Raw genomic sequence first — 25,525 nt, forward strand, 5'->3', positions numbered from 1 at the left:
CCTGCGGGGTCTTGTCCGTCGGCTCCGTCGCTGCGGAAGGGGACCCGGTAGGGCAAAAGCTGGAGCAACGGCAGCAGCAACAGCAACAGCAACAGCAACAGCAGGAGCAAAAACTACCCCTCCCCAACCCTCCCCTGTGCTGCGCACAAGGGAGGGGGCTGGAGCAGAAGCAGATGCAGATGCCGAAGGCTGGGAAACTCCCCAAAACAAAACAGCGCCGGGCATTGCCGGCGCTGTTTCAGTTCCTTCCGCATGCGCAACCACGGCGGCGGCAACCGGGGAGAGGTCGGTTGCCGCCTGCGTGATCACGGCTTGATCATCTCCAGCCCGCGTACCTCGATGATGCCCAGGCCCGGCGCGTCGGTGATGCTGATCTCCGATTCGTTGAAGATCACCCCGCCGACCACGGGATTGAACTGGCTCAACGACGGGCCGTCCAGATCCACCTTGCTGATGGCACCTGACTTGGCCACGCCCAGGTGCACCGCCGCGGCCACGCTGATGCTGGATTCCAGCATGCAGCCGATCATGCACGGCACGCCGTACAACGAGGCGATGTCGGCAATCTTGATCGCATTGGAAATACCGCCGGTCTTCATCAACTTGATGTTGATGATGTCGGCTGCCCCCTGTTGGATGAGATCAAACACCTGGTGCGGGCTGAACACGCTTTCGTCGGCCATCACCGGGGTGTTGACGCGCTCGGTGACGTATTTCATGCCGGCGATATCGGCCGCCTTCACCGGCTGCTCCAGCAGCTCCAGCACCACGCCGGCGTTCTCCAGCACGTTCATCGCATACACCGCCTGCTTGGCGGTCCAACCCTGGTTCGCGTCCAGGCGCAGCAGGGCGCGGCCTTCGACGGCGGCATGGATCGCCTTGACCCGCTCGATGTCCAGGCCGATGTCCTTGCCTACCTTGATCTTCAGCGACTCGAAGCCGCGGTCCAATGCGGACAGCGAATCGGCCACCATCTTGTCGATGTAATCCACGCTGATGGTGATGTCGGTGGTGATCACCGGGTCGCCGCCGCCCAGCATCTGGTACAGCGGTGCGCCGTGCAGCTGCGCCCATAGATCGTAGATGGCGATTTCCACCGCCGCCTTGGCGCTGGTGTTGCGCTCCATCGAGGTCTGGATCAGCCCGCAGATGCGGTTGAGGTTGCTGATGTCCTCACCGATCAGGCGGGGCTTGATGAAGGTGTTGATCGCTTCGATGATCGAACCGTGCGTGTCACCGGTGATCACCGCCGTGGCCGGGGCCTCGCCGTAACCGGTGTTGCCGCTGTCGGTACGTACCATCACCACGATGTCTTCCACCGTTTCCACGGTGCGCAACGCGGTCTTGAACGGGGTTTTCAGCGGCACGCGAAGCATGCCCAGTTCGATATCGGTGATCTTCATTTGGTGTCTTGCAGGCGGATGCGCTGGATGTTGGTCATGCGGTCGATGTAACTGGCGGTATCACTGGCCATCATCGGCTGCAGCGGGGTCACCGATACACCGTTGAGGCTGGCATGCACGCGCTTGCCGCTGGCATCGAACCAGCTGCCACCGGAAGTATCGTGGATCACCCAGGTCATGCCATTGGCTTGACCGAGCATCATCATCACGTGGCCGGGGATATAGATCAGGTCGCCGACCTGCAGCTTGGCGATGGCGTCATTGCGCTTGGCCTTGCTGTCCTTGTCGGTGAACGGCACGCGGTTCAAGGCCGGGCTGATTGCCTGCGCGCTGGTATTGCGCGGCAGCAGCACGCCGAAGCTGCGATAGATCTCCGAGACGAAGCCGCTGCAATCGCGGGTGTCGTAGGAGTGCCCCCAGCCATAGCGCTCGCCGAGGAACTTGAAGGCCTGGCGGATCAGGTTGGCCTGGGTCAGCGGCAGGTAGTCGCTGGCCGATTCCTGCGAGCGCGGCAGCAGCGCCGGCACCAGCGCCAGGCTGCCATCATCGTTACGCACCGGCAGCTGGATCACATGGCCGGCATGGGCCTGCTGGCCATTGACCGGATCCATCACCGGCCAATCGGCCAGTACCGGCACGCGCACGCCCATCTCCAGCTGCAGGTCGGAGACCCGCGGCTCTTCCGGCGTATGTGCGGTGAAGGCCTTGCCGGCGGTGATCACACGGTACGGGCCCTTGGCGCCGTAGCCAAATACCTGCTCGGCACTGCCGATGCCGACAAAGCGCTTTTCCATCCACGCTGCATAGCGTTCGCTGGCAACGAATACCCACTTGCCATCGGCGCTTTCATGCAGCACCGCGACGGCATCGCCGGGGAATAGTGCCGACTCCTGGAAGCGGTCGATATCGGTGTCGCCCTGGCTGCTGAACACGCGCAGCTCGGTAGGGAAGGCGCGCAGTGCAGCGCGATGCACGACCAGGCCGTATTGGATCGGACGCGTGGCCGGAACCGCATCCAGCCCCACGTTGGCGGTGACTGCCTGCAGCTGGGCAGCGCTGACTTCACGGCCCTGCGCGTCGTAGAGCGTACGGGTGGGGGCGCGGGAAATCTTGCCGATCTGCTCGCGGACCCATACTTGTGGCAGTGGCGCGGGCAGTGCATGCAGGTCGATGATCGAGGCATCGAGCTGGCGCATGCGGGCGTTCTGCGCATCGATGGCGGCGCGGTCCAGGATAACCGCGTCGGCTTGGGGCAGCTTGGCGATCCATGCTTCCGGCGCCAGCAGGCCATCTTCCAGGCCAATGATGCCGGCATAGGTGGCCGGGACGGGCGTCTCGGATGGGGACAGCGCAAATGCCGGGCCCGCGCACAGCGCGGCGGCAAGTAGCAGCGCCCGTGAAAGCGGGGCGTGGCGCAGGCGCTGGAATGGCGACGGCATGGCAGACATGTGGAGAGCTCCCCTCGGTGATGCTCTGGAATATTTATTCCTTTCTTCCACGAAAGCAAGAATAAATTATTGACCGGGTATCGGGTGCGTGTTACACAGCTGTAACCACCCTGCACGTGGAAGTGTTGCCGTGGCATCAAACGCCGATTCTGCCTGCTTTGCCCGTATCCCGTTCGCTCGCACAGTCATTTCCATGGCGCTCTGCGCCGGGATTGCGTGGGCCGTCCAGGCGGGCGAGGTGCCCTCTACACCGCTGCCGGACCTGGTGGCTCGGGTGGATCGCGGCGATTTTGCCGGTGCCCAGGCGCAGATCGACAAGGCCTTGGCCAGCGCCAGCCTGGACGCAGACAGCCGCGCTGCCTACCTGTTCCAGCAGGAGCGCATGCGTCGGATACGGCTGGACTTCACCCTGGACGAAGCGCAGGCCAAAGCTGTCGTGCGCAAGTCCATCCCGGACCTGCGCGATGAGGAATTCGCTGCCTGGGATGCCGCCGGGCTGATTGAACACCTGGACATCGATGGCCAGCGTCGTTGGTTCAAGCGCGCGCCCAGCAATCTGTTCCTGCTCAGTACCGAGGCATCCAATCGCAGGCCGGCAGACAAGCGCATCTCCCGGCCCGGGCCGTACGAGCGGCTGGGTCCGCATCATGGCGAAGTCATCCAGGCTTCCGAGCAGAGCCAGCAGTCCAGCGTTACCCCGCGTCGCATCCGCGTGACCCAATCCATCAAGGTGGATGCTGACGCGGTGCCCGCCGGGCAGACCGTGCGGGCGTGGATTCCCTATCCGCGCGCTATCCCGGGGCAACAGGACAACATTCAGTGGCTGGGCAGTGTCCCCGACGGCGCCCAGGTTGCGCCGGAAGATACGCTGCAACGCACCGCCTACCTTGAGCGCAAGGCGGTGGCGGGGAGCCCGACCGAGTTTTCGGTCAGCTACGAGCTGACGATTTCAGCGCGGCGTTTCATCATCGACCCGGACAAGGTGCAGCCCACGCCAAGTGATCCGGCGCTCGCGGCGTATCTGCGTGAGCGTGCGCCGCATGTGGTGTTCACGCCGGCCATGCGCGAATTCTCGCGCCGCGTGGTGGGAACGGAAACCAATCCTTACCGCGTGGCCAAGAAGTTGTTCGACGCGGTGGACGCGATCCCGTGGGGAGGCGCACGCGAATACTCGACGATCAGCAATATCTCCGACTACGCCCTGCACGCCGGACACGCCGATTGCGGGCAGCAGACGCTGCTGCTGATCTCGCTGCTGCGCATGAACGGCATTCCAGCGCGTTGGCAGTCGGGCATGGTCTATTCGGACAACGAGGTTGGCTACAGCAACCTGCACGATTGGGGTGCGGTCTACCTGGCGCCTTATGGCTGGGTGCCGATGGATGTAAGCACCGGTGCGCTGGACAGCGACAACCCGGCGCAACGTGATTTCTATTTCGGCGGGCTGGATGCCTACCGCATCGCATTCAACGATGACTACTCGCGCGCGTTCGTGCCTGCCAAGCAGCACTTCCGTTCGGAGACCGTTGATCTGCAACGAGGTGAGGTTGAGTGGGAAGGGGGGAACCTTTACTTCAACCAGTGGCAATACGACTTCCAATGGCAGGTTCTGCCAGCGAGCAAGTAAACAGCTGTTTCCAGTTGTACTTCCATTATCTGCAGGAGAGAGCAGGGGATGAATACCAAGATGTTGAAGAAGGCGGCATTGTCCGTCGCATTGGGCGCGTGCCTGGTGGCCGTTGCGCCAAGCGTGCTGGCACAGAGCGCAACCGGCGCCATCGCCGGCCGTGCCAGTTCCGGTGACCAGATCACCATCGTCAACAAGTCTACGGGCCTGACCCGCAGCATCACGGTGGGGGCTGACGGTTCCTATCGTTTGAGCCAGTTGCCCGTCGGTGACTACAGCTTGCAGGTCAGCCGAGGCGGCGCTTCCGACAAGGAACCGGTCGCCGTCAGTGTTTCGTTGGGCGGTACCACGACGGTCAATCTCGGTGGTAGCGACAGCGGTGCGGTGACTCTGGATTCGGTGCAGGTCACCGGCTCCAAGATCGTGAACCGGGTCGACGTCTATTCGACAGAATCGTCGTTCAACATCAAGCGTGAAGAGCTGGCGCGCATGCCGGTGGACCAGAGTGTCGCCGCGGTCGCGCTGCTGGCACCCGGCGTAGTGGACTCTGGCTCCAGCTTTGGTGGTTTGAGCTTTGGTGGTTCCTCCGTGGCCGAGAACGTGGCCTATATCAACGGCCTGAACGTCACCGATCCCTATCGCCGCCAGGGCTTTTCGACGGTTCCCTTCAATTTCTATGAAGAGTTCCAGATCAAGACCGGTGGTTACTCGGCCGAGTTCGGTCGCAGTACCGGTGGCGTCATCAATGCCATCACCCGTTCGGGGGGCAATGAATTCAAGGGCGGCGTGCAGGTCACCATGGAGCCGTCGGCATGGGCTTCGGACCGCAAGGATCATTTCCATAGCGATGGCACCATTGACGAGCGTAACCGTACCAGCCGCGATCGCGCCCCGTTGACCAAGACCAATGTGTGGGCGTCCGGTCCGATCATGCAGGACAAGTTGTTCTTCTTTGCGATGTACGAGAACCGCGACAGCAAGTCGCAGGATCTCGATAACTCCGAAGCATGGAAGACAAAGAGCAACAATGATTTCTGGGGTACCAAGCTCGATTGGCGCATCAACGACAACCACCAGCTGGAGCTGCTCGCTTTCTCCGACAAGACGGATTCAGTGACCACCAGCTACGACGACTACGATTGGAGCACCAACATTTTTGGTGAATCCAGCGGCCAGAGCAGTGGATCCTCCGGTGGCGATAACTGGTCGTTGACCTACACCGGGCATCTGAGCGACAACTTCGTTGCCAAGGCGATGTACGGCGTCAACAAGCGCAGCGCGGTGAGTGACAGCCCTTCGGATGGCGAATGCAGCATCTTCACGGTGGCGTCCAGCTACACCGAGATATATGGCGAACAGGAAGGCGTGGGGTGCCATCCGACCAATACCGCCATCAGCAACCGTGAAGACAAGCGTGAAGCAGCGCGCTTGGACTTTGAATGGACGCTGGGCGATCACCTGGTCCGCTTCGGCCTGGACCAGGAGGTGATGGATTCGAACAGCTCGACGCTCTATCCAGGCGATGGCGTCATGTATCAGGTGCTCTCGGTCGAGGCGGGCTCTTCGGTCAATGGCACGGTACTGCCGCCGGGGGTCACCGACATCATCGACGCGCGCTACAAGGTCACCGGTGCTCCGGTCAGCACCAAGGCGCAGGCGTTCTACCTGGAAGACAACTGGAACGTCACCCCGAACCTGTTGTTGAACCTTGGTGTGCGTTTCGACCAGTTCCACAACAAGCTGGCCTCGGGCGCCACCTTCGCCAAGTCCAAGTTCAACGACATGATCTCGCCGCGCCTGGGCTTCAGCTGGGACGTCAAGGGTGATGGTTCGATGAAGGTGTTCGGTAATGCGGGTCGCTACTACACGCCGCTGACCAATAAGCTTACCGACTATTTCGGTGGCGGTACCACCGATGAACACACCTACTACGCGCTCGATGGCTGGGAGCAGAGGCAGGACTCCAACGGCAATACCTACAAGGTACCGGTGCTCGGCCAGCAGATCGGGCCGGTTAACACCGAAGGTAATGCCCCAGCCCCCACGGATGTACGCACCGCGGTGGCACGCGATTTGAAGCAGGTGTTCCAGGACGAGTACATCCTGGGCTTCCAGCAGGCAATCAACGAGGAATGGTCGTACGGTGTCAACGCAACCTACCGTCGTATGACGCGTGCCGTGGAAGATGCTCGCATCAACCATGTGGAAGGCTGTGACTGGTATTCGGGAGACTGGCCGATCATCAACCCGGGTGAAACCAATCAGCTGTGGTGTCCGGATACCAATAGCTGGGTGACGCTGGATTCGTCCAAGGACGGCTACAAGGCCTTGGGCAGCGGCACCATCATGGGGTACAAGCGACCCAAGCGTACCTACAAGGCGCTTGAGTTCCAGATCGACCGCGCCTGGAATGACAAGTGGTCATTCAATGCCAGCTACCTGCTGTCCAAGAGCGAAGGCAACATCGAAGGGCCGGTCAATTCCGATACCGGCTACAACGACACCAACCTGGTGCAGTACTACGATCACCCGGCGGTCAACGAGCGCTTCGGCGTGACGTTCAATGACGCCCGCCACCAGTTCAAGCTGCGCGGTGCGTACAAGTTGAACGAGCAGTGGTCCTTCGGCAGCACGCTGACGGCCCGCTCGGGTGGCCCGATCACCGCGTTCGGCGTGGTGTGGCCCAACGACAACCGCAATGCCGGTGGCCCGGGTGAATACAGTGGTGGTGGCTCCGGTTGGCTGTGCAAAGCCAATTGTTCGGATTGGGCCAACCGTGAGCTGGAGTATTCCGGGCGGGGTGCATTTGGCCGTATGCCTTGGGTGATCGACCTCGGTGCCAGTGTGATGTGGACGTTGCCGGTGGACGGTGTCGATCTGACGGCACGCCTGTCAGTCTATAACCTGCTCAATCGGCAGACGGTGGTCAATGTGCACTCCCGCTACGAGAGCACGCCGGGTACGAAGATGTCTTACTTCGGTGAGGGCACCAATTGGCAGGCGCCGCGTTACACCAACCTGGTTGTGACCTGGAACTTCTGATGTAGCTTGTAGGGACGGCCCGCTTCGGCGGGCCGTCCGCGTTTGGGAAAGAGGAAACGGCATGAAACTGCGAAGCGTGTGGGTTGTAGCGGGCTTGCTGCTGACTGGCTCGGCCACCGCGGCGGAGGGCGATCAAGCGCGCTTTGACGCCCTGCTCGACCAGGCGACGCAGCGCTATCACTTGCCCGGTATTGCCATGGGTGTGATCGAGGATGGCAAGGTTATCTACCGCGGCACGCGCGGTGAGCTGGTCGCCGGCGAGGCTGCATCGATCAACGACGAGACCTTGTTCAAGATCGCTTCCAATACCAAGGCGATGACAGCGGCGGTGCTGGCGCGCCTGGTGCAGGCCGGCAAGCTGCGCTGGGACGATCCTGTCACCCGGCATCTACCGCAGTTCCGCATGCAGGACCCCTGGGTAACGCGCAATATGCAGGTGCGTGACCTGCTGATCCACAACAGTGGTCTAGGCCTCGGGGCCGGTGACCTGATGCTGTGGCCCGAGCCCAACAACTTCGACCGCAGCGACATCATTGCCGGCTTGGCGCATCTGAAGCCAACCGGCAGCTTCCGTAGTGACTATGCCTACGACAACCTACTGTACGTAGTGGCCGGTGAAGTGGCCGCTGTCGCCGGTGGCAAGCCGTACGCGCAGTTGGTGCGCGAGGAAATCTTCCAGCCGCTGGGCATGCAGCGTTGCCAGGTGGGTGCCTGGTCGCCAGAGGCAGTGGACAACATTGCTCAGCCACACCAGCGTGAAGGCAACCGCAATGTCCCGGCCGAGCGTGATTCGGCGCAGGTGGACGACTTTCCATCGATGGCGGCCGGTGGCGTGCGCTGCAGTCTCAACGACATGCTGCGCTGGATGCAGGTATTGCTGGACCCGGCACAGGCGCCGGGTTGGCTGGATGCCGCGCAACGCCAGGCGCTGTGGACAGCGCATATGCCGATGCCGATCAGCCAGCGTTTGCGCGACTGGGACAACACGCACTTCTACGCCTATGGCTACGGCTGGCGCCTGTCCGACATGGACGGGCAATGGAAAGTCGCGCACACCGGAACGTTGTCCGGCATGTATTCCTCGCTGGCACTGCTGCCGGATCACAAAACTGGCGTGGTGCTGTTGATCAATGGCGAAGGCGAGGACGCGCGCACCGCGCTGATGCAGGCCGCGCTCAAGCACTACACCGCACCGACCGCAAACGAGGATGTGCTGCATTACGCCGCATTGATCGACGCGACAAAGGCACAACGTCGCTCTGCCGGGCATGTGCGGCCGGCCTTGCCTGCAGCGCGTCCGGCCAGCGTTGGCGATCTTGGCGCTATGGTCGGTGTATGGAAGGACCCGTGGTTTGGCGAGGTGACGTTGTGCCCGCGCGATGGCAAGCTGCAGTTTGCGTCGGCCAAATCGCCGCGGATGACCGGTCAGGTGATGCGAACGGGCAACCGCCTCTACGTGGCCTGGCAGGGCCTGGGTGAAGATGCCGATGCCTGGTTGGACCTCAAACGCGACGCCGCCCATCCGTTGCTGCAGCTACGTGCCATCGACCCGGATATCGACTTCAGCTATGACTACCCCGATCTGGAATTCCAACGCCTTGGCGATTGCCGCTAGGCCATTGTTCGTCCTGCTGGTCCTCGTGCCGCTGTCGCTGTCGGCGCAAACGCCGGTAGCCGTGCAGGTCTCGCCAGCCAGCACACCAGGGCAGGCCAATATTGTCGATGTCACGACGTTGGCGCCGGATATCGCCTTGGATATCCGTTATGCCGGCAGCGACAACTTCACCGGGCGCGTGGTGCCAGGCTACGAAGCACCCCGCTGCTATCTGCTGCAGCCGGTGGCACAGGCCTTGGCGCGCGTGCAGCGGGGCTTGCGTGCGCAGGGCTACCGCTTGCAGGTGTTCGATTGCTATCGCCCGGTGCACTCGGTGAAAGCCTTCGTGGCATGGGTGCACGATGCCGGTGACCAGATAGCCAAGCCGCGTTACTACCCCAACGTCGACAAGAGCCAACTGCTGGACGGCTATATCGCCGAGACCTCCGGGCATAGCCGGGCCGCAACGGTGGATCTTGGCGTGCTGGATTGCCGCAAGGGCGACTGCACCGCGGTCGACATGGGCACGGGTTTTGACCGCTTCGATCCGCTGGCGCATACCGCCAACCCGCAGATCACTGCCGCACAGAAGCAGAATCGCCAGCTGCTACTCGATGCCATGCAGGCACAAGGGTTTGCCAACTATCCGATGGAATGGTGGCATTACACGTTCAAACCGGAACCCACGCCGACCACGTCTTACGACTTCCCGGTGCGCTAGCTGGGGTGCGGACGGGTAGACTGCGTTCCCGTCCGCTCTCCACTGCACCGCGCCGATGAATCTGGTTTTGCACTATGGCCTGCTGGGCTCATTCGAAGCGGGCCTGATCGCGTTCGCGATTGGGTTTGCGATATTTGCCCTGCTATGGCAACTGGCCCGGCGTTTGGGCCTGTCACATGGCCATGTGATCGGCTTTGTCTGCCTGATCGCTGCGGCCATCGCCGCGGGCGTGGACAGTTGGAAACTTTTTTCGTTGGGAATGGTGCGCCTGGAGTCACCGCTGTACGCAAAGCTGGCGCTGGCATCCATCCATGATCCGGACCAGTTGGGCACGCGCGTACTGTTTGAACTTGTCGGGGTGCTGGTCGGCGTAGGGCTAGGTTGGTGGCTGTTCAGTTCCAGAGGCAGCGCCGAAGACACCACGGATGCAGCTTGAAGCGCGTTCGCGGCAGCAATAGGCGCGATCAGCGGAACAGTTGAATCCACTGCTTACGATCACTTCATCTACCGCTAACCAGTGCGGTAACGGCAGTTTTCGTTGAAGTGGTTAACAGGATGTTTGCCGACGATCTGCGGCGGAACTTCCATTCAGTTGGACCTTGTCAGGGTGGGGCCGTGCGGAAAACACCGCGCTTTCCAAAACAGATGAGGAAGACCTGATGAGCATTCGTAATCGCACTCCGCTGTTCGCCCTGGTTGCCATCGTGGGTTCTGCCCTGGCCGCGCCGGTCATGGCCCAGGACGCACAGGACCAGGCCGCTACAGCGCAGGCGCAGGCCCAGCAGGCGCAGCAGTCTGCCGCACAGGCGCAGGATGCCGCAGCGGACGCTTCGGCCAGTGCTGCTGAAGCCTCTTCGGCCGCGGCCCAGAGCGGTCAGGGTGGCCAGAGTTGGGCCAGTGTCGACACCGACGGTGACGGCAGCATCAGCAAGACCGAATCCAGCGCCAATGCCGGTCTTGCCCAGGTCTTCGACCAGGCCGATGCCGACAAGGATGGCAAGCTGACCGTTGAGGAATACCGCGAGTTCGCCGCAACCCAGCAGAAGTAAAACGCCACCTTTGCAAGGGTGGGAAGGGCCGGCATTGCCGGCCCTTCTTTTTTCCCAACCAAAGTGAGGGAGGCCTCTGGCCGCCCGGGCTGGGCAGCTACACGGTAGGCCGGGTGGGCGCCCTGCGACTGGGCCGGTCGGCATGCAATCGATGGGCGGGGCGGCCGTCGGGTTCCCGGGGGCGCTGTGCTTACCCGGGCTACGGTGACGTTGCGCATTGCGTTGCTCTGGTGGCGATTTCCTGGAACGGCCATCGCCGAAGCGCCGGCATTGCGGATATTGCCGGGGCTGCCTTCTATCGATGGGGGAGGTTGCTATCCTGTGCCCCATGAAAACGCAGACCTCCCCTTCCGCCATCGGCCTGGTTGGCTTCGACGGCGATGACACGCTCTGGAAGAGCGAAGACTTCTACCGCCAGGCCGAGCAGGATTTTGAATCCATTCTTGGCCACTACATCGATCTGCACGATGCCGGCACCGCCCAGCACCTGTTGAAGGTGGAACGGCGCAACCTGGCCGTGTTCGGCTACGGTGCCAAGGGCATGACCCTGTCGATGCTGGAGGCGGCCATTGAACTGACCGAGGAAAAGATCTCTGCCGCCCACCTGCGCCAGATCATCGAGATCGGTCGGCGCACGCTGCAACATCCGGTGGAGGTGATTGATGGCGTACGCGATGCGGTTGCCGCCATTGCCGCGGAGTACCCGGTGGTGCTGATCACCAAGGGCGATCTGTTCCATCAGGAGCAGAAAATCGAGCGTTCCGGCCTGCGTGACCTGTTCCCGCGCATCGAGATCGTCTCGGAAAAGGACAACGACACCTACGCCCGGGTACTGGCCGAGTTCGACCTGCCGGCCGAGCGCTTTGTGATGGTGGGCAACTCGCTGCGCTCGGACATCGAGCCGGTGCTGGGCCTGGGCGGCTGGGGCGTGTACACACCCTATGCGGTGACCTGGGCACATGAAGCGGAGCACGGTGTGTCTGACGATGCACCGCGGCTGCACCATGCCGACACCGCGCACCAATGGCCACAGGCGGTGCAGGCCATCGCCGCGCAGGCTGCCCAAGGGCGCTGACGTGGCCATGCAGCCCGCTTCCCGCCTGCCACTGGTGCCCGGATTACTGGCGCTGGTGCTGGCGGCTGTCGCGCTGCCCTTGTCGGCGCAGCAGGTACCGGCGACCGCTCCGGCTGCCGCATCGATGGCCAGCGCCGGTACCGGCGATGTCTGGATAGACAAGCAATTGGCGGACATCGACGCTTATGCCGCCCGTTACCCGGATGCGTTCATCGACGAGTTGACGCGTTACGCCGGCGCCCGTCCGGGCTACGTGCAAGCGCTGCTGGAAGGCCACGGCTGGACCCCGGGGCAGGTGTATTTCGCCTGCTTCTGGGGACAGATCAGCAAGCAGGGTTATCGGGCCCTGGTGCAGGCACACAGCCAACAGCCTGAAGCTGGCTGGAAGGCCATCGTCGACGGCTTGCAACCGCCGCCGGACAACCTGCAATGGCGTGCCCTGCGCCACGCCATCGTCGCCAGCTACGACCACTGGGATCGGCCCATCCAGCTGGATGCGTTGCTGCAGCGCCAGCTCGGCGATCGCGCCAGGCGCGATGCGGCCGCCCGTGAGGCGGCCGGCGGAAACTGAACCGACGGACGGATGCCCTGGGTGGATGGTCGCCACCCCGGGTTCCGGGCGAGAATGGCGGCTCCTTCGATTCCGCGCCAGCGCGCCCTGTCATGACCGCCGACCGTTTCGTATCGCCTGACCATATCCGCAGCCTGTTCTCGCAGGCGATGTCGCACATGTACCGCACCGAAGTGCCGTTGTACGGGACCCTGGTGGAGCTGGTGGGGGCGATCAACGACCAGGTGCTGGCCGAACAGCCGGCGCTGGCCGAGCAGATGCAGCGCAGCGGTGAGCGCGAGCGCCTGGACGTGGAGCGCCATGGCGCTATCCGCGTGGGTACCGCCGAAGAACTGTTCACCCTGCGGCGCCTGTTCGCGGTGATGGGCATGCAGCCGGTGGGCTACTACGACCTGTCGGTGGCCGGGGTGCCGGTGCACTCCACCGCGTTCCGTCCGGTGTCCGGTGAATCCCTGAACCGCAATCCGTTCCGCGTGTTCACCTCGCTGCTGCGGCTTGAACTGATCGAGGATGAGGTGCTGCGTGCACAGGCGGCCGAGATACTGGCCCGGCGCAACATCTTCACCCCGGGCGCGCTGCAGTTGATCGACCAATGCGAGCGCGATGGCGGCTTGAGCGAGGACGATGCCTGGCGCTTTGTCGTCGAGTCGCTGGAAACCTTCCGCTGGCACAACGAGGCGACGGTATCCCTGCAGACCTACCATGCACTGCATGGTGCGCATCGCCTGGTTGCCGACGTGGTCAGTTTCCGTGGCCCGCACATCAACCACCTCACCCCGCGCACATTGGATATCGATGCCGCGCAGGCCGCGATGCATGAGCGCGGACTGGCCGCCAAGGCGGTGATTGAAGGCCCGCCGCGCCGCGATTGCGCCATCCTGCTGCGACAGACCAGCTTCAAGGCGCTGGAAGAGATGGTGCATTTCCCGTCGGGCGCGGACAACGAGGCGGGCACCCACACCGCACGCTTCGGCGAAATCGAGCAGCGCGGCCTGGCGCTTACGCCCAAGGGCCGCGCGCTGTATGACGCGCTGTTGGCCGAGGCCCGCGGCGGTGCGGGCAGTACCGGTGGTGATTACGCGCAGCGCCTGCAGGCGAGCTTTGCAGCGTTTCCGGATACGCATGCCGTGCTGCGTCGCGAAGGATTGGGCTACTACCGCTACAGCCTGACCGACGCCGGCCGTACAGCCAGCATCGAGCAGCGCGCAGTGCCTGCCGAAGTACTGATTGAACAGGGCCTGGCTACTGCTGACCCGATCATCTACGAAGATTTCCTGCCGGTCAGCGCGGCAGGCATTTTCCAGTCCAACCTCGGTGGTGATGAGCAGCGTGCCTACGCTGCGCGCGCCAATCGTGACGCCTTCGAGCAGGCGCTGGGTGCAGCCGTCAGTGACGAGTTCGCCATCTACGAACGCCTGCAGGCCGACTCGCTGGCAGGCCTGCGCGTGTGAGGCCGGCGCTTGCCGCCGGGTGGGGGCGGGGCGTTATGCTCCGCCCATCCCGAGGCAAGGAGTTGGCCCATGCGCTTGCAAGCTTGTGTGATGCTGGTTGTGGTAACGGCGTTGTCGGCCGCTTGTTCCCAGAAGGTGGCGCAGGCCCCAGCTCACGACTACTACGTAACACCACCTTCGCCGCCGGCCCCGCCCGCCCCGCCGTCCACCATGCGGTTTCGCAGTGCGGCCCCGGGTGCGGTTGTCGTCACCGGTGGTGTGTTGGCTCCGGAGGTCAATACCGAGGTTTACGAGCGCCCCGCCGACAACCCGGTCAAGCGCACCACCGAACAGCCGGTTTCAACCTTTTCGGTGGATGTGGATACCGGCAGCTACAGCAATGTGCGTCGCATGCTGGAAGCTGGTGATCGACCTCCGGCTGATGCGGTGCGCGCGGAAGAGTTCATCAACTACTTCAACTACGGCTATGCGGTTCCGGCCGACAAGTCGGTGCCGTTCCGCGTACATACCGAACTTGCCCAGGCACCGTGGGATGCACGCAAGCAGGTGTTGATGATCGGTATCAAGGGCTACGAACAATCGCGCGCCAGTCTGCCGGCGATGAACCTCGTGTTCCTGATCGACACCTCGGGGTCAATGTATTCGCCAGACAAGCTGCCCCTGCTCAAGCGCGCCTTCGCCCAGCTGGTGCCGCAGCTGCGCGCACAGGACAAGGTGGCCATCGTCACCTATGCCGGCTCGGCCGGGCTGGTGCTGGAGCCCACCTCCGGTGACCAGCACGGCAAGATACTGGCGGCGCTGGAGAAGCTGCAGGCCGGTGGCAGTACCAATGGCGGTGCTGGCATCGAGTTGGCCTATGCAATGGCGCGGCAGTCGTTTGTTGAAGGCGGCGCCAACCGGGTGATCCTGGCGACTGACGGTGATTTCAACGTCGGTGTTGCCAATCGCCAGGCGCTTGAAACCCTGGTGGGTGACCGCCGCAAGAGCGGCATCGCGCTGACCACGTTGGGTTTTGGCACCGGCAATTACAACGATGCGATGGCGGAGCGTTTGGCCGACGTGGGCGATGGTAACCACGCCTATATCGATACGCTTTCCGAGGCACGACGGGTGCTGGTACGTGAGATGGGCAGTACGCTGTTCACCATCGCCCGCGACGTGAAGATCCAGGTGGAGTTCAATCCGGCGCGTGTGGCCGAGTACCGCTTGATCGGTTACGAAAACCGCGTGCTGAACAACGAGGATTTCGCCAACGACAAGGTGGATGCCGGTGATATTGGCCCGGGCCATGAGGTGACCGCGTTGTACGAAATCGTGCCGGTGGGCAGTGGCGCGGAGCAGCTGCCGGCGCTGCGTTACGGTGACAAGGCAGTTGTGGGTGCTGCCCATGGTGACGAGGTGGCGGATGTGCGGCTTCGCTACAAGTTGCCGGACAAGGACAGCAGCGCGTTGATCAGCCAGCCTGTATTGGCAAGCACATTGCGGGCGACGCCAAGTGAGTCGTTGCGGTTTGCCTCGGCGGTGGCGGGTTTCGCCGATGCGTTGCGTGGAGGGGAGCGGATGCCGGGTTGGAGCTGGGATCAGATCATCGTGACGGCGCGCGATGCGCGCGGGGATGACCCGGAAGGGGAGCGTGCGCAGTTCATTCAGATGGTGAAGGCAGGGCAGGGCTTGGTGGAATCCCCGGCCCGCGATGCGTCAGCGCTGGATTGATGTGTCGTGATGGGTACTGCCTGCGCTGACTGCTAGCGTCTCTTCCTCCCCATTGCGATGGACGGGGGAGGGCAGGAGTTGTAGCAACGCACTCTGTCGAATTCCCTGCCTGTGGCAGAGGAAGGATTCTTCTCCCGACGTCGTTGAGAGTGTTGCGACATGGGATGCCTGAGTAAGCAGTATCAACGTAGCCCGGGTAAGCGCAGCGCACCCGGGAACGAGGTAACCCGGCTGTTGCCGATTGCGCGCCAACAGTCCCGGTTACGCTGCGCTAACCCGAGCTACCTCATGGCTGGAGGCATTTCGCGGCTCATTCCGTAGATGGAAAAGAGCCAAAGAAAGCGGGCGAAACGTGTGGTTTGAAGACCGCTCCACCAGTACCCCTCCCTTTGCGCCATAAGCAAAGGAAGCGACCGCGCTCGCGGTCTGGATGCAAGCCACCTATCGGTAGAAGTGCAGCGAGCACCGACTGCCCAGGCCGGTGCCCGCCGTCAAGCGCGCGCCAGCTTGCGCAGACGCTTGCGCTCCTTGCTGCGCGCACGCCAGTTGCGCCAATGCTGCTGCAGGCAGGAGAAGATCACATACAGCGCGGGCGTACTCAGCAAGGTCAGGCTCTGCGAGATCAGCAAGCCACCGATCATCGCGATACCCAAAGGCCGCCGCAGCTCCGAGCCCTCACCCAGGCCAATGGCCAACGGCAGCGCCGCCAGGATAGCCACCATCGTGGTCATCATGATTGGCCGGAATCGCACGATGCAGGCTTCACGAACCGCCTCTACTGGCGACTTGCCGTGTTCCCGCTGCGCCACCAAGGCGAAGTCGATCATCATGATCGCGTTCTTCTTGACGATGCCGATCAGCAGCACCAAGGCGATCATTGATATCACCGACAGGTCGGTGTTGGTGATCCACAACGCCAGCAACGCACCCATGCCCGCCGCCGGCAAGGTCGACAGGATGGTCACCGGGTGCACCAGGTTCTCGTAGAGCATGCCCAGCACGATGTACACCGTGGCGATGGCGGCAATGATCAGCATCAGCATCGCGGTCGGATCCATCGCCTGGCGGAAGCCACCCGGTGCCGCCTGCCGGATGTCACCTGGCATGCGCAGACCATCGATCACCGACTGGACGATCGCATCGCCCTCGCCACTGCTTACACCCGGTGCCAGGTTGTAGCTCAGGTCCATAACCGTGTACTGGTTCTGGTGGGTTACCTGCGACGGTGCCAGTCCCGGTTCCTGGTGGGCCAGTGCGGTCAGGGGGATCATTTCCCCGCTCTTGGACGGCACATACAAGTCCTCGATCGCTGCCGGGCTGCCGGTCTGGCTGGGCAGCGCATTGACCACCACGCCGTACTGGTTGAGGTCGGCGTAGATGGTGGAGATCTGGCGTTGGCCGAACGCACCGTACAGCGCGCCATCGATGGCGCCGATGGTTACGCCAAGCCGCGATGCCTTCTCGCGGTCGATGACGATCTTCTGCATCAGCCCGCCCTTGTCGACGTCGGAGCCGACGTCGCGCAATTGCGGATGTTGCTTCAGTGCTGCAACCACCTTGGGCAGCCATTCGGCAAGCTGGCCGGCATCGTTGCCCTGCAAGGTGACGCGGTTCTGCGCGCCTTGCGAGCCGCCACCGCCACCGTCGGAGGGCAGGTCCTGGATGGCCCGCAGGCGCACGTCCAGATCCGGGAACTGCGCCGCCTTGGCGCTGAGTCGCGTCACCACCACATTGGTGGCTTCGTGCCGACCTTCCTTCTCGGTGTGCAGTTCGATGTTGAACTGTGCGCTGGCGCCCTGGCGACTGGAGCCCAGCCGTGCGCCCACCATCTTCACCGCCGGGTCGGCGAGGAACATGTCGCTGAGCCGGCGCTGGCGCTCGGTCATTTCCTGGAATGACACGGTCGCGCTGGAACTTGCGCGGCCCCAGATCAGGCCGGTGTCCTGCTCCGGGAACGACCCCTTGCTGACCGCGCCGCCCAGATAGAACGTGGCGACGATCAACAGCAGCGGCGTCAACGACAGCAGCAGCGCATGCCGCAACGAGAAGTCCAGGGCGACGGTGTAGACCTTCAGCATGCCCTCGTGCAGGCGGTCCAACACGCGATTGGTGCGTGTATCACGCGCACCTTCGTCATGGGGGTGCAGGAAGCGTGCGCACAGTGCCGGGGTCAGGGTCAGTGAGACCAGTGCGGACACCACGATGGCCGCCACCAGGGTCAGGGTGAACTCCCTGAAGAATGCGCCGATCATGCCCTGGGCGAAGATGATCGGCAGGAACACCGCGATCAGCGAGGCGGTGATCGAGACGATGGTGAAGCCGATTTCGCGCGCACCGGCCAGGGCGGCCTGCTGCCGTGGCATGCCTTCGTCCAAGTGCCGCATGATGTTTTCGATCACCACGATTGCATCGTCAACGACGAAGCCGATGGCGATGACCAAGGCCAGCAGGGTCAGGTTGTTGAGGGTGAACCCCAACGCCGTCATCACCAACGCTGCGCCGGCCAGTGACAGCGGCACCGTCACTGCGGCAATCAGGGTGGGTGCCAGGCGTCGCAGGAACAGCGCCATGGTCAGGATGACCATCGCCAGGCTGATCATCAGGGTGATCTGCACTTCATCCAGCGAGGCGCGGATGGTCGGGGTGCGGTCGAAGTAGGGTGTCAGCGTGGTGCCGGCATCCAGGTAGCCCGACAGCGACGGGATCGCCGCCTTGACCCGGTCAACCGTGGCCACCAGGTTGTCACCGCTGCGCAGGTAGACATACATCAGCACGCCGCGCTTGCCGTTGAACCAGGCGGCTTGGTAGGCATCCTGCTGACCGTCGTAGACCCTGGCCACATCCTTCAGCCGCACTACCGCCCCGTCGTGGGTGGAGATGGCGACGTTGGCGAAGTCCGAGGCCTTGCGGATCTGGTCGTTCAAGACGATCGCGGTCTGGCTGCTGCCATCGCTGAGGAAGCCCAGCGGCGAGGCCACGTTGGCGGCGCGCATCGCATTGCGCAGGTCGTCCGGGCTCAGGCCCAGCGCGGTCATCGCACGCAGGTTGAGGTCCACCCGCACTGCCGGCGTGGAGGCGCCGGCGATGTCGACCTGCGATACGCCGGGCAGCTGCCGCAGGCGCTGTGCCAGCAGCGAGTCAGCGGTGTTGTAGAGCTCGGCCACCGACTGCGTGTCCGAGGTCAGCGCCAACGCGATCACCGGATCGTCGTTGGGGTTGGCCTTCTGGTAAGTGGGCGTGCCGATGCCTGCCGGCAGGTCGGCCATGGCTGCATTGATGGCGGCCTGCACGTCCTGCGCGGCAGCGTCGATATCGCGGCTGGTGTTGAACATCAGGAACACCATGCTGCGCCCGTCACTGCTGCTGGAACGCATGGTGTCGATGCCCGGTACCTGGCCGAGATGGCGCTCCAGCGGTGCGGTGACCGTGGCCGCCATGGTGTTGGCATCGGCGCCGGTGTTGGAGGCCTGGACGAAGATCACCGGGATCGACAGGTTGGGCAATGCCGCCACGCCCAACCGCAGATAGCAGACCACGCCGGCGAACAACAGGCCCAGGGCCAGCAGCGTGATACCGATGGGGCGCTTGATGAAAGGCGCGGAGATATTCATCCGTGCTTACCGGGCCGTCTGCAGGCGAGCGGCGGCGCGTTGCTCACGCCGCTTGGCGGCCCACTCGGACAACCGCTCGAAGTACAGGTAGATCACCGGCGTGGTGTACAGCGTGACCAGCTGAGACAGCAGCAGGCCGCCGACGATGGCCACGCCCAGCGGGCGCCGCAACTCCGAGCCGATGCCGGTGCCCAGGGCCAGCGGCAGCGCGCCGAGCATGGCGGCGGCGGTGGTCATCATGATCGGGCGGAAACGCAGCAGGCACGCGCGGCGGATCGCATCATGGGCGTTGGCGCCGGCACGCTGCGCGTCCAGCGCGAAGTCGATCATCATGATCGCGTTCTTCTTGACGATACCGATCAGCAGGACGATGCCGACGATGCCATCCACCGACAGGCTCATGCCGCACAGGTACAGCGCCAGCAGCGCACCCACGCCCGCCGGGGGCAGGGTGGAAATGATGGTCAGCGGGTGGATCCAGCTTTCGTACAGCACGCCGAGCACGATGTAGATCACCGCGATGGCGGCCAGCAGCAACAGCACCACATCGGTCTGGCTGCTGGAGAACTCCGCTGCCGTACCGATGAATTGCGCCTGCATCTGCTCGGGCATCTGCAGCTCGGCCACGGCCTTGTTGATGGCGTCCACGCCTTCGGACAACGAGTAGCCCGGCGCCAGGTTGAAGGAAATGGTGGCCGACGGCAGCTGCTGCTGGTGGCTGACGATCAGCGGCGCGCTGCCCTGCGTGGCCGTCGCAATCGCCGACAGCGGAATGCTGCCGCCGCCGCCCAATGCAATGCCGGTGTTGCTGTTGCCGATACCGGTGGCGGTGGAGGAGTTGCTGGACGTCACCTGGCCCAGGGTGGTGGCATTGCTGCCGCTGAGCGTGCCACTGCCATTGCTGCCGATCGCCAGCTGGTTCATCAATGCATCGGCGGTACGGAACTGCGGCGCAACTTCCAACACCACGCGGTACTGGTTGAGCTGGGTGAAGATGGTCGAGATCTGGCGCTGGCCATAGGCGTCGTACAGCGTGTCGTCGATGGTCTGCATCGGCACGCCATAGCGGCTGGCCTTGTCACGGTCCACTTCCACGTGCAGCGCGCGGCCATGGTTGGCCAGGTTGTTGTCGACGTCAGCCAGTTCGGGCAGGCGTCGCAGTGCATCGGTGACACGTTCGGTCTGGGTGGCAAGCTCGGCGCTGTCCATGTCCGACAGCGAGAACTGGTAGGCGGTGGCGGCCACGCGGGTGTCCAGGGTCACGTCCTGCACCGGCTTCAGGTACAGCGCAATGCCGGGAATGTGCGCCGCGGCAGCCTGCAGCCGCGGTAGGATTTCATCCAGCCCATCGCGGTCGCCACGGTCCTTCAGCACGATGCTCAGCTGGCCCTGGTTGAGGGTGGGGTTCATGCTGCCGGCACCGATGTAGGCGGCGATGCCGCTCACTGCCGGGTCGTCCTGCAGTGCGGCAGCCACCGCCTGCGTGCGCTGCTGCATCTGGTCGAAGGCCACGTTCTGGTCTGCGATCACCACGCCGGTGACCATGCCGGTGTCCTGGTCGGGCAGCAGGCCCTTGGGGATGATCATGTACAGCAGCACGGTCAGTGCGACCGAGGCCAGGGCAATGCTCAAGGTCAGCGGCTGGTGCTTGAGCACCCAATCCAGGGTCTGCTCGTACAGATGGACGATGCGCGTCCACAGGTTGCTGCGGCCTTCGGCGGCGGCGCGCTCATGGGCATCATCGCCTTCGGGCAGCGCGTCGGGCTTGAGCAGGTAGGCGCACATCATCGGGGTGAGCGTCAGCGAGATCAGCATCGAGATCGACACTGCGATGGTCAGCACCCAGGCAAACTCATGGAACAGGCGGCCGGTGACGCCGGGCATCAGGATCAGCGGCAGGAACACCGCGATCAAGGACACCGTCAACGACAACACGGTGAAGCCGATTTCCTTCGAACCGATCTCGGCCGCTTCCTGGCCGTCCTTGCCTTGTTCGATGTAGCGCACGATGTTCTCGATCATCACGATCGCATCGTCGACCACGAAGCCAGTGGCCACGGTCAGCGCCATCAGGGAGAGGTTGTCCAGCGACATGCCGGCAAAGGCCATCACACCGAAGGTGCCCAGCAGCGAAAGTGGCACTGCCACCGATGGGATCACCGTGGCCCACAGGCGACGCAGGAACACGAAGATCACCGCCACCACCAGACAGATGGTCAGGATCAGGGTGAACTGCACGTCGTGCACCGAGGCGCGGATGGTAACGGTGCGGTCGGAGAACACGTCCAGCTTGACGTCGGCCGGCAGCATGCCCTGAAGGGTGGGCAGGATCTGGCGGATGTTCTCCACCGTCTTGACGATGTTGGCACCGGGCTGGCGGCGTACTTCCAGCAGCACTGCCGGCTTGCCATCGGCCCAGGCGGCAATCTGGTCGTTCTCAACGCCGTCGACCACGCTGGCGACGTCACGCAGGCGTACCGGCGCGCCGTCCTGGTAGCGGATGATCACGTCGTTGTAGTCGGCGGCATCGCTGAGCTGATCGTTGGTGGACAGCGTATAGCTCTGGGTCTTGCCGTTGAGCGAGCCCTTGGGCGCGTTGACGTTGGCCTGGGTCAGCGCGCTGCGCAGGTCTTCCAGGGTCATGCCCATGTTGGACAGCTGCGCCGGGTTGACCTGGATGCGTACGGCCGGGCGCACGTTGCCGGCAATGGACACCAGCCCGACACCGTCGGTCTGCGACAGGCGCTGGGCGAGGATGGAATCGGCCAGGTCGTTGACCTCGCGCAGCGCGCGGGTGTCGGACGACAGCTTGAGGGTCAGGATCGGCGCATCGGCCGGGTTCACCCGGTTGTAGACCGGCTGGTAGGGCAGCGAGCTGGGCAGGGTGGCCTGGCGGATGGCCGCCTGCACGTCCTGCGCGGCGGTGTCGATGTCGCGTTCCATCGAGAACTGCAGCACGATGCTGGACAGGCCTGCCGACGAATCGGAGGTCATCATGTCCAGCCCGGATATCTGGCCCAGCTGCCGTTCCAGCGGCGTGGTCACCAGCGAGGCCATGGTCTGCGCACTGGCACCCGGGTACTGGGTGGTCACCACCAGGCTGGGCGCCTCGATTTCAGGCAGTGCAGCTACCGGCAGGCGCTGGTAGCCAAGGATGCCCAGCAGCATCAACCCGATCATCAACAGCGAGGTGGCGATCGGGCGGCGGATGAAAAGAGTCGAGAAGCCCACGGTGGATTCCTGGTGCGGGGGAAGGGAAGGTGCGGGCCGGCGCCTCAGCGCGGCGGACCGCCCTGTCCACTACGGCGCCCCTTCTGGCTGGCCGCCTTGAGTTGCTCGTCGGTTGGCGCCGGCGGCGCCTGGCCCGGTGCCAGGGCATTGACCTTGCTGCCTTCCTTGAGCCGGAACTGGCCTTCGGTCACCACCTTGTCGCCGGCCTTCAGGCCGCTGCCGATCACCACGTGGCTGTCATCCACCTGGCCGCTCTGCACCACTGTGCGCAGGGTGACGGTGTTGTCAGCCTTGATCAGGTAGACAAAATCACCATCGGCGCCGCGCTGTACCGCCTCGGCTGGCACCACCACTGCGCCGGGCAGCTCGTTGAGCTTCATCCGCACGTTGACGAACTGGCCCGGCCACAGACCACCATCGCTGTTGGGGAATTCGGCGCGCAGGCGGAAGGTGCCGCTGCTGCTGCTGATCTGGTTGTCCACCACCTGCAGCTTGCCGTCATCGTTGACCACGCTACCGCCTGCACGGTCCAGGGTGGCGGTCTGCAACGGCGCGCTGGCCTGCGCGCTGCGCACCGCATCCAGCTGCTGCTCGGGAAGATTGAACAGCACATAGACCGGCTGCAGCTGGGTGATGGTGACGATCTGGCTGCCGGCGCTGACCACATTGCCCGGGTCCACCGCGCGGATGCCGGTGGTGCCGCTGATCGGCGAGGTGATGCGGGTGTAGTCCAGCTGCACCTTGGCTTGGTCGGCCGAGGCCTGCGACGCAGCAACAGCGGCCTGGTACTGGGTGACCTGGTTGCGCAGCGTGGTCAGGTCGGTCTGCGCCACGAACTGGCGATACTCCGGCGAGTTGGAGCGCTCGTAGTTGGACTGCGCGGTTGCCAGTAGCGCCTGGTTCTGGCGCTTGCTGGCCACGGCCTGGTCGTACTGGGCCTGGAAGCTGCGCGGGTCGATCTGCGCGAGCAGCTCGCCCTTCTTCACCGCCTGGCCTTCCCGGAAATTGACGCTGAGTAGCTCACCGCCCACCTGTGGGCTGACCGTGACGGTGTTGAAGGCGTTTACCGTGCCTTGGGCGGTCACGTAGACGGGTACGTCCTTCTGCTCGGCCACCACCGCCGTGACGGGCACCGGATCCTTGTCGGCATCGGCCCCCTTGCCCTGCGCCTGACCGGTCGTCGGATTGCCGCCGCTCTGCTTGCCACCGCCCATCACCCGATAGCCGATTACAGCCACGAGCAGCACCGCGATGACCAGCAGCACAATCTTCCAGAAACGCGACATGCGAAAACTCCTGATGAACCGGTAAGGGGAGGCAGCGTTGAAGTGCTAAAGAATACCGAACGTGTGTGTCGGCCTGTTTCATGACCGATGGGCCACGCACTTCGACCGTCATTGATGGTGAACGTTCCAATGCGGCATCGGTTGACCTTCCGGGAGCGGGCTGCGCCCTGTAATTGCCGAGCCACGTTCCGCAATGCATCGTCGGCCCCTTGCTCTGCCGTAGCCCGGGTAAGCGCAGCGCCCCCGGGGCCTTGTGCGTCCAATCCCGGGTGCGCTGCGCTTACCCGGGCTACCTGCGGGCCCGTGCTTTGGTCCGTTGGCCCGCCGACTCGCCACCGATCGGCTACATTGGCCCGATACCCGCTGCAAGGAGTGTTGCTGATGGCCCGTACCCCGTCGTTGTTGCCCCTGCTGCTGTGCGCGTTGGCGCCACTGGCGCAGGCCCAGCAGGCCGAACGCCCGGAGGTGGCGCAGGCCGCCAGTCGCCTGCAGCAGCAGGTGGTCGAGTGGCGGCGCGACTTCCACGCCCACCCGGAACTCTCCAACCGCGAAGAGCGAACGTCCGCCAAGGTCGCCGAACGCCTGCGTGCGATGGGCCTGAGCCCGAAGACAGGCGTCGCCGTGCACGGCGTGGTGGCCATCATCAAGGGTGGCCTGCCGGGTCCGAAGATCGCCCTGCGCGCCGACATGGATGCGCTGCCGGTGACCGAACAGACGGGTCTGCCGTTCGCTTCCAAAGCGACCGCCGAGTACCGCGGTGAGCAGGTCGGGGTAATGCATGCCTGCGGCCATGACGCCCACACCGCCACCCTGCTGGGCGTGGCCGATGCGCTGATGGCCATGCGCGACAAGCTGCCGGGCGAGGTGATGCTGATCTTCCAGCCGGCCGAGGAAGGCGCCCCCCCGCCCGAGCAGGGCGGGGCCGACCTGATGCTCAAGGAACGCCTGTTCAAGGACTTCAAACCCGAGGCGGTGTTTGGCCTGCATGTGTTCTCCAGTGTCCAGGCGGGCCAGATCGCGGTGCGTGGTGGCCCGCTGATGGCGGCATCCGATCGCTTCGGTATCACCGTCAATGGCCGCCAGACCCACGGTTCGGCGCCCTGGAACGGTATTGACCCGATCGTCGCCGCCTCCGACCTGATCGGCACCGCGCAGACCATCGTCAGCCGTCGCGCCAACCTGTCCAAGCAGCCGGCGGTGCTTACCTTCGGCGCGATCAAGGGTGGCATCCGTTACAACATCATTCCCGACTCGGTGGAAATGGTGGGCACCATCCGCACCTTCGACCCGGACATGCGCAAGCAGATCTTCGCCGACCTGCGCAACGTTGCCGAGCACACCGCCGCCGCGCATGGCGCCACCGCCAAGACCGACATCTACGAGAACGATGGCAATCCGGCCACGGTCAACGACCCGGCCCTGACCGCGCGCATGCTGCCCAGCCTGCAGGCGGTGGTGGGCAAGGACAATGTCTATGAGCCGCCGCTGCAGATGGGCTCGGAGGATTTCTCGCTGTACGCCCAGCAGGTGCCGTCGATGTTCTTCTTCGTCGGCTCCACCGGTGCCGGCATCGATCCGGCGACGGCGCCGAGCAATCATTCGCCCAGGTTCCTGCTGGATGAACAGGCATTGGATGTTGGCCTGCGCGCATTGCTGCAGGTTTCGTTGGATTACCTGCACGGTGACAAGGCAGGCTGAGTGCC

At 63.9% G+C, this 25,525-nt stretch carries 16 protein-coding genes; 11 read left to right on the plus strand and 5 right to left on the minus strand.

Going from position 1 to position 25,525, the window contains the following annotated elements:
- Window positions 1–305 precede the first annotated feature (305 nt).
- Entirely contained in the window at window positions 306–1,403 is a 1,098-nt protein-coding gene (locus RT460_RS01780) for a dipeptide epimerase (RefSeq protein ID WP_313316791.1), read from the minus strand.
- Window positions 1,400–2,851, minus strand: coding sequence for an SH3 domain-containing protein (locus RT460_RS01785; protein ID WP_313316793.1), 1,452 nt, complete (start codon window positions 2,849–2,851; stop codon window positions 1,400–1,402). Before RT460_RS01785 ends, RT460_RS01780 begins: the two co-directional genes overlap by 4 nt.
- A 193-nt stretch (window positions 2,852–3,044) precedes the next feature.
- Here RT460_RS01785 and RT460_RS01790 point away from each other — a divergent pair, with 193 nt between their 5' ends.
- The 10 genes from RT460_RS01790 to RT460_RS01835 all read left to right on the plus strand — a co-directional run bounded on the left by RT460_RS01790 (window position 3,045) and on the right by RT460_RS01835 (window position 15,694).
- Window positions 3,045–4,478 carry a transglutaminase domain-containing protein gene (locus RT460_RS01790; protein ID WP_313316887.1) on the plus strand — a complete coding sequence of 478 codons (1,434 nt, stop codon included), beginning with the start codon at window positions 3,045–3,047 and terminating at the stop codon, window positions 4,476–4,478.
- Window positions 4,479–4,526: 48 nt separating this feature from the next.
- Window positions 4,527–7,520, plus strand: a complete 2,994-nt coding sequence (locus RT460_RS01795) for a TonB-dependent receptor (protein WP_313316794.1) — start codon at window positions 4,527–4,529, stop codon at window positions 7,518–7,520.
- Between the two features lie 61 nt (window positions 7,521–7,581).
- On the plus strand, window positions 7,582–9,135 hold the full coding sequence (locus RT460_RS01800; protein ID WP_313316795.1) for a serine hydrolase domain-containing protein: 1,554 nt from the start codon (window positions 7,582–7,584) through the stop codon (window positions 9,133–9,135).
- Window positions 9,089–9,835, plus strand: a complete 747-nt coding sequence (locus tag RT460_RS01805; protein ID WP_313316796.1) for a M15 family metallopeptidase — start codon at window positions 9,089–9,091, stop codon at window positions 9,833–9,835. The genes RT460_RS01800 and RT460_RS01805 overlap by 47 nt, the downstream gene beginning before the upstream one ends.
- 55 nt (window positions 9,836–9,890) lie before the next feature.
- A complete protein-coding gene (locus tag RT460_RS01810; protein WP_313316797.1) occupies window positions 9,891–10,271 on the plus strand; it encodes a hypothetical protein in 381 nt (126 codons plus the stop codon).
- A gap of 223 nt (window positions 10,272–10,494) precedes the next feature.
- Entirely contained in the window at window positions 10,495–10,884 is a 390-nt protein-coding gene (locus RT460_RS01815) for an EF-hand domain-containing protein (RefSeq protein ID WP_313316798.1), read from the plus strand.
- Between the two features lie 328 nt (window positions 10,885–11,212).
- Window positions 11,213–11,959, plus strand: a complete 747-nt coding sequence (locus RT460_RS01820) for an HAD family hydrolase (protein WP_313316799.1) — start codon at window positions 11,213–11,215, stop codon at window positions 11,957–11,959.
- Window positions 11,960–11,966: 7 nt separating this feature from the next.
- A complete protein-coding gene (locus tag RT460_RS01825; RefSeq protein ID WP_313316800.1) occupies window positions 11,967–12,530 on the plus strand; it encodes a hypothetical protein in 564 nt (187 codons plus the stop codon).
- Between the two features lie 92 nt (window positions 12,531–12,622).
- On the plus strand, window positions 12,623–13,981 hold the full coding sequence (locus RT460_RS01830; protein ID WP_313316801.1) for a VOC family protein: 1,359 nt from the start codon (window positions 12,623–12,625) through the stop codon (window positions 13,979–13,981).
- 69 nt (window positions 13,982–14,050) lie between these two features.
- Complete coding sequence (locus RT460_RS01835; protein WP_313316802.1) at window positions 14,051–15,694, plus strand: VWA domain-containing protein; 1,644 nt, start codon at window positions 14,051–14,053, stop codon at window positions 15,692–15,694.
- A gap of 491 nt (window positions 15,695–16,185) precedes the next feature.
- Here RT460_RS01835 and RT460_RS01840 read toward each other — a convergent pair whose 3' ends face one another.
- The 3 genes from RT460_RS01840 to RT460_RS01850 are packed head-to-tail and all read right to left on the minus strand — an operon-like array spanning window position 16,186 to window position 23,822.
- Window positions 16,186–19,305, minus strand: a complete 3,120-nt coding sequence (locus tag RT460_RS01840) for an efflux RND transporter permease subunit (protein WP_313316803.1) — start codon at window positions 19,303–19,305, stop codon at window positions 16,186–16,188.
- 6 nt (window positions 19,306–19,311) lie between these two features.
- Entirely contained in the window at window positions 19,312–22,536 is a 3,225-nt protein-coding gene (locus RT460_RS01845; protein WP_313316804.1) for an efflux RND transporter permease subunit, read from the minus strand.
- 44 nt (window positions 22,537–22,580) lie between these two features.
- Window positions 22,581–23,822 carry an efflux RND transporter periplasmic adaptor subunit gene (locus tag RT460_RS01850; protein ID WP_313316805.1) on the minus strand — a complete coding sequence of 414 codons (1,242 nt, stop codon included), beginning with the start codon at window positions 23,820–23,822 and terminating at the stop codon, window positions 22,581–22,583.
- Window positions 23,823–24,203: 381 nt separating this feature from the next.
- Between RT460_RS01850 and RT460_RS01855 the strand changes: the two genes are divergently transcribed.
- Window positions 24,204–25,520, plus strand: coding sequence for an amidohydrolase (locus tag RT460_RS01855; protein ID WP_313316806.1), 1,317 nt, complete (start codon window positions 24,204–24,206; stop codon window positions 25,518–25,520).
- Window positions 25,521–25,525: the final 5 nt, after the last annotated feature.

It is taken from the genome of Stenotrophomonas sp. (assembly GCF_032061965.1).
GTDB lineage: Bacteria > Pseudomonadota > Gammaproteobacteria > Xanthomonadales > Xanthomonadaceae > Stenotrophomonas.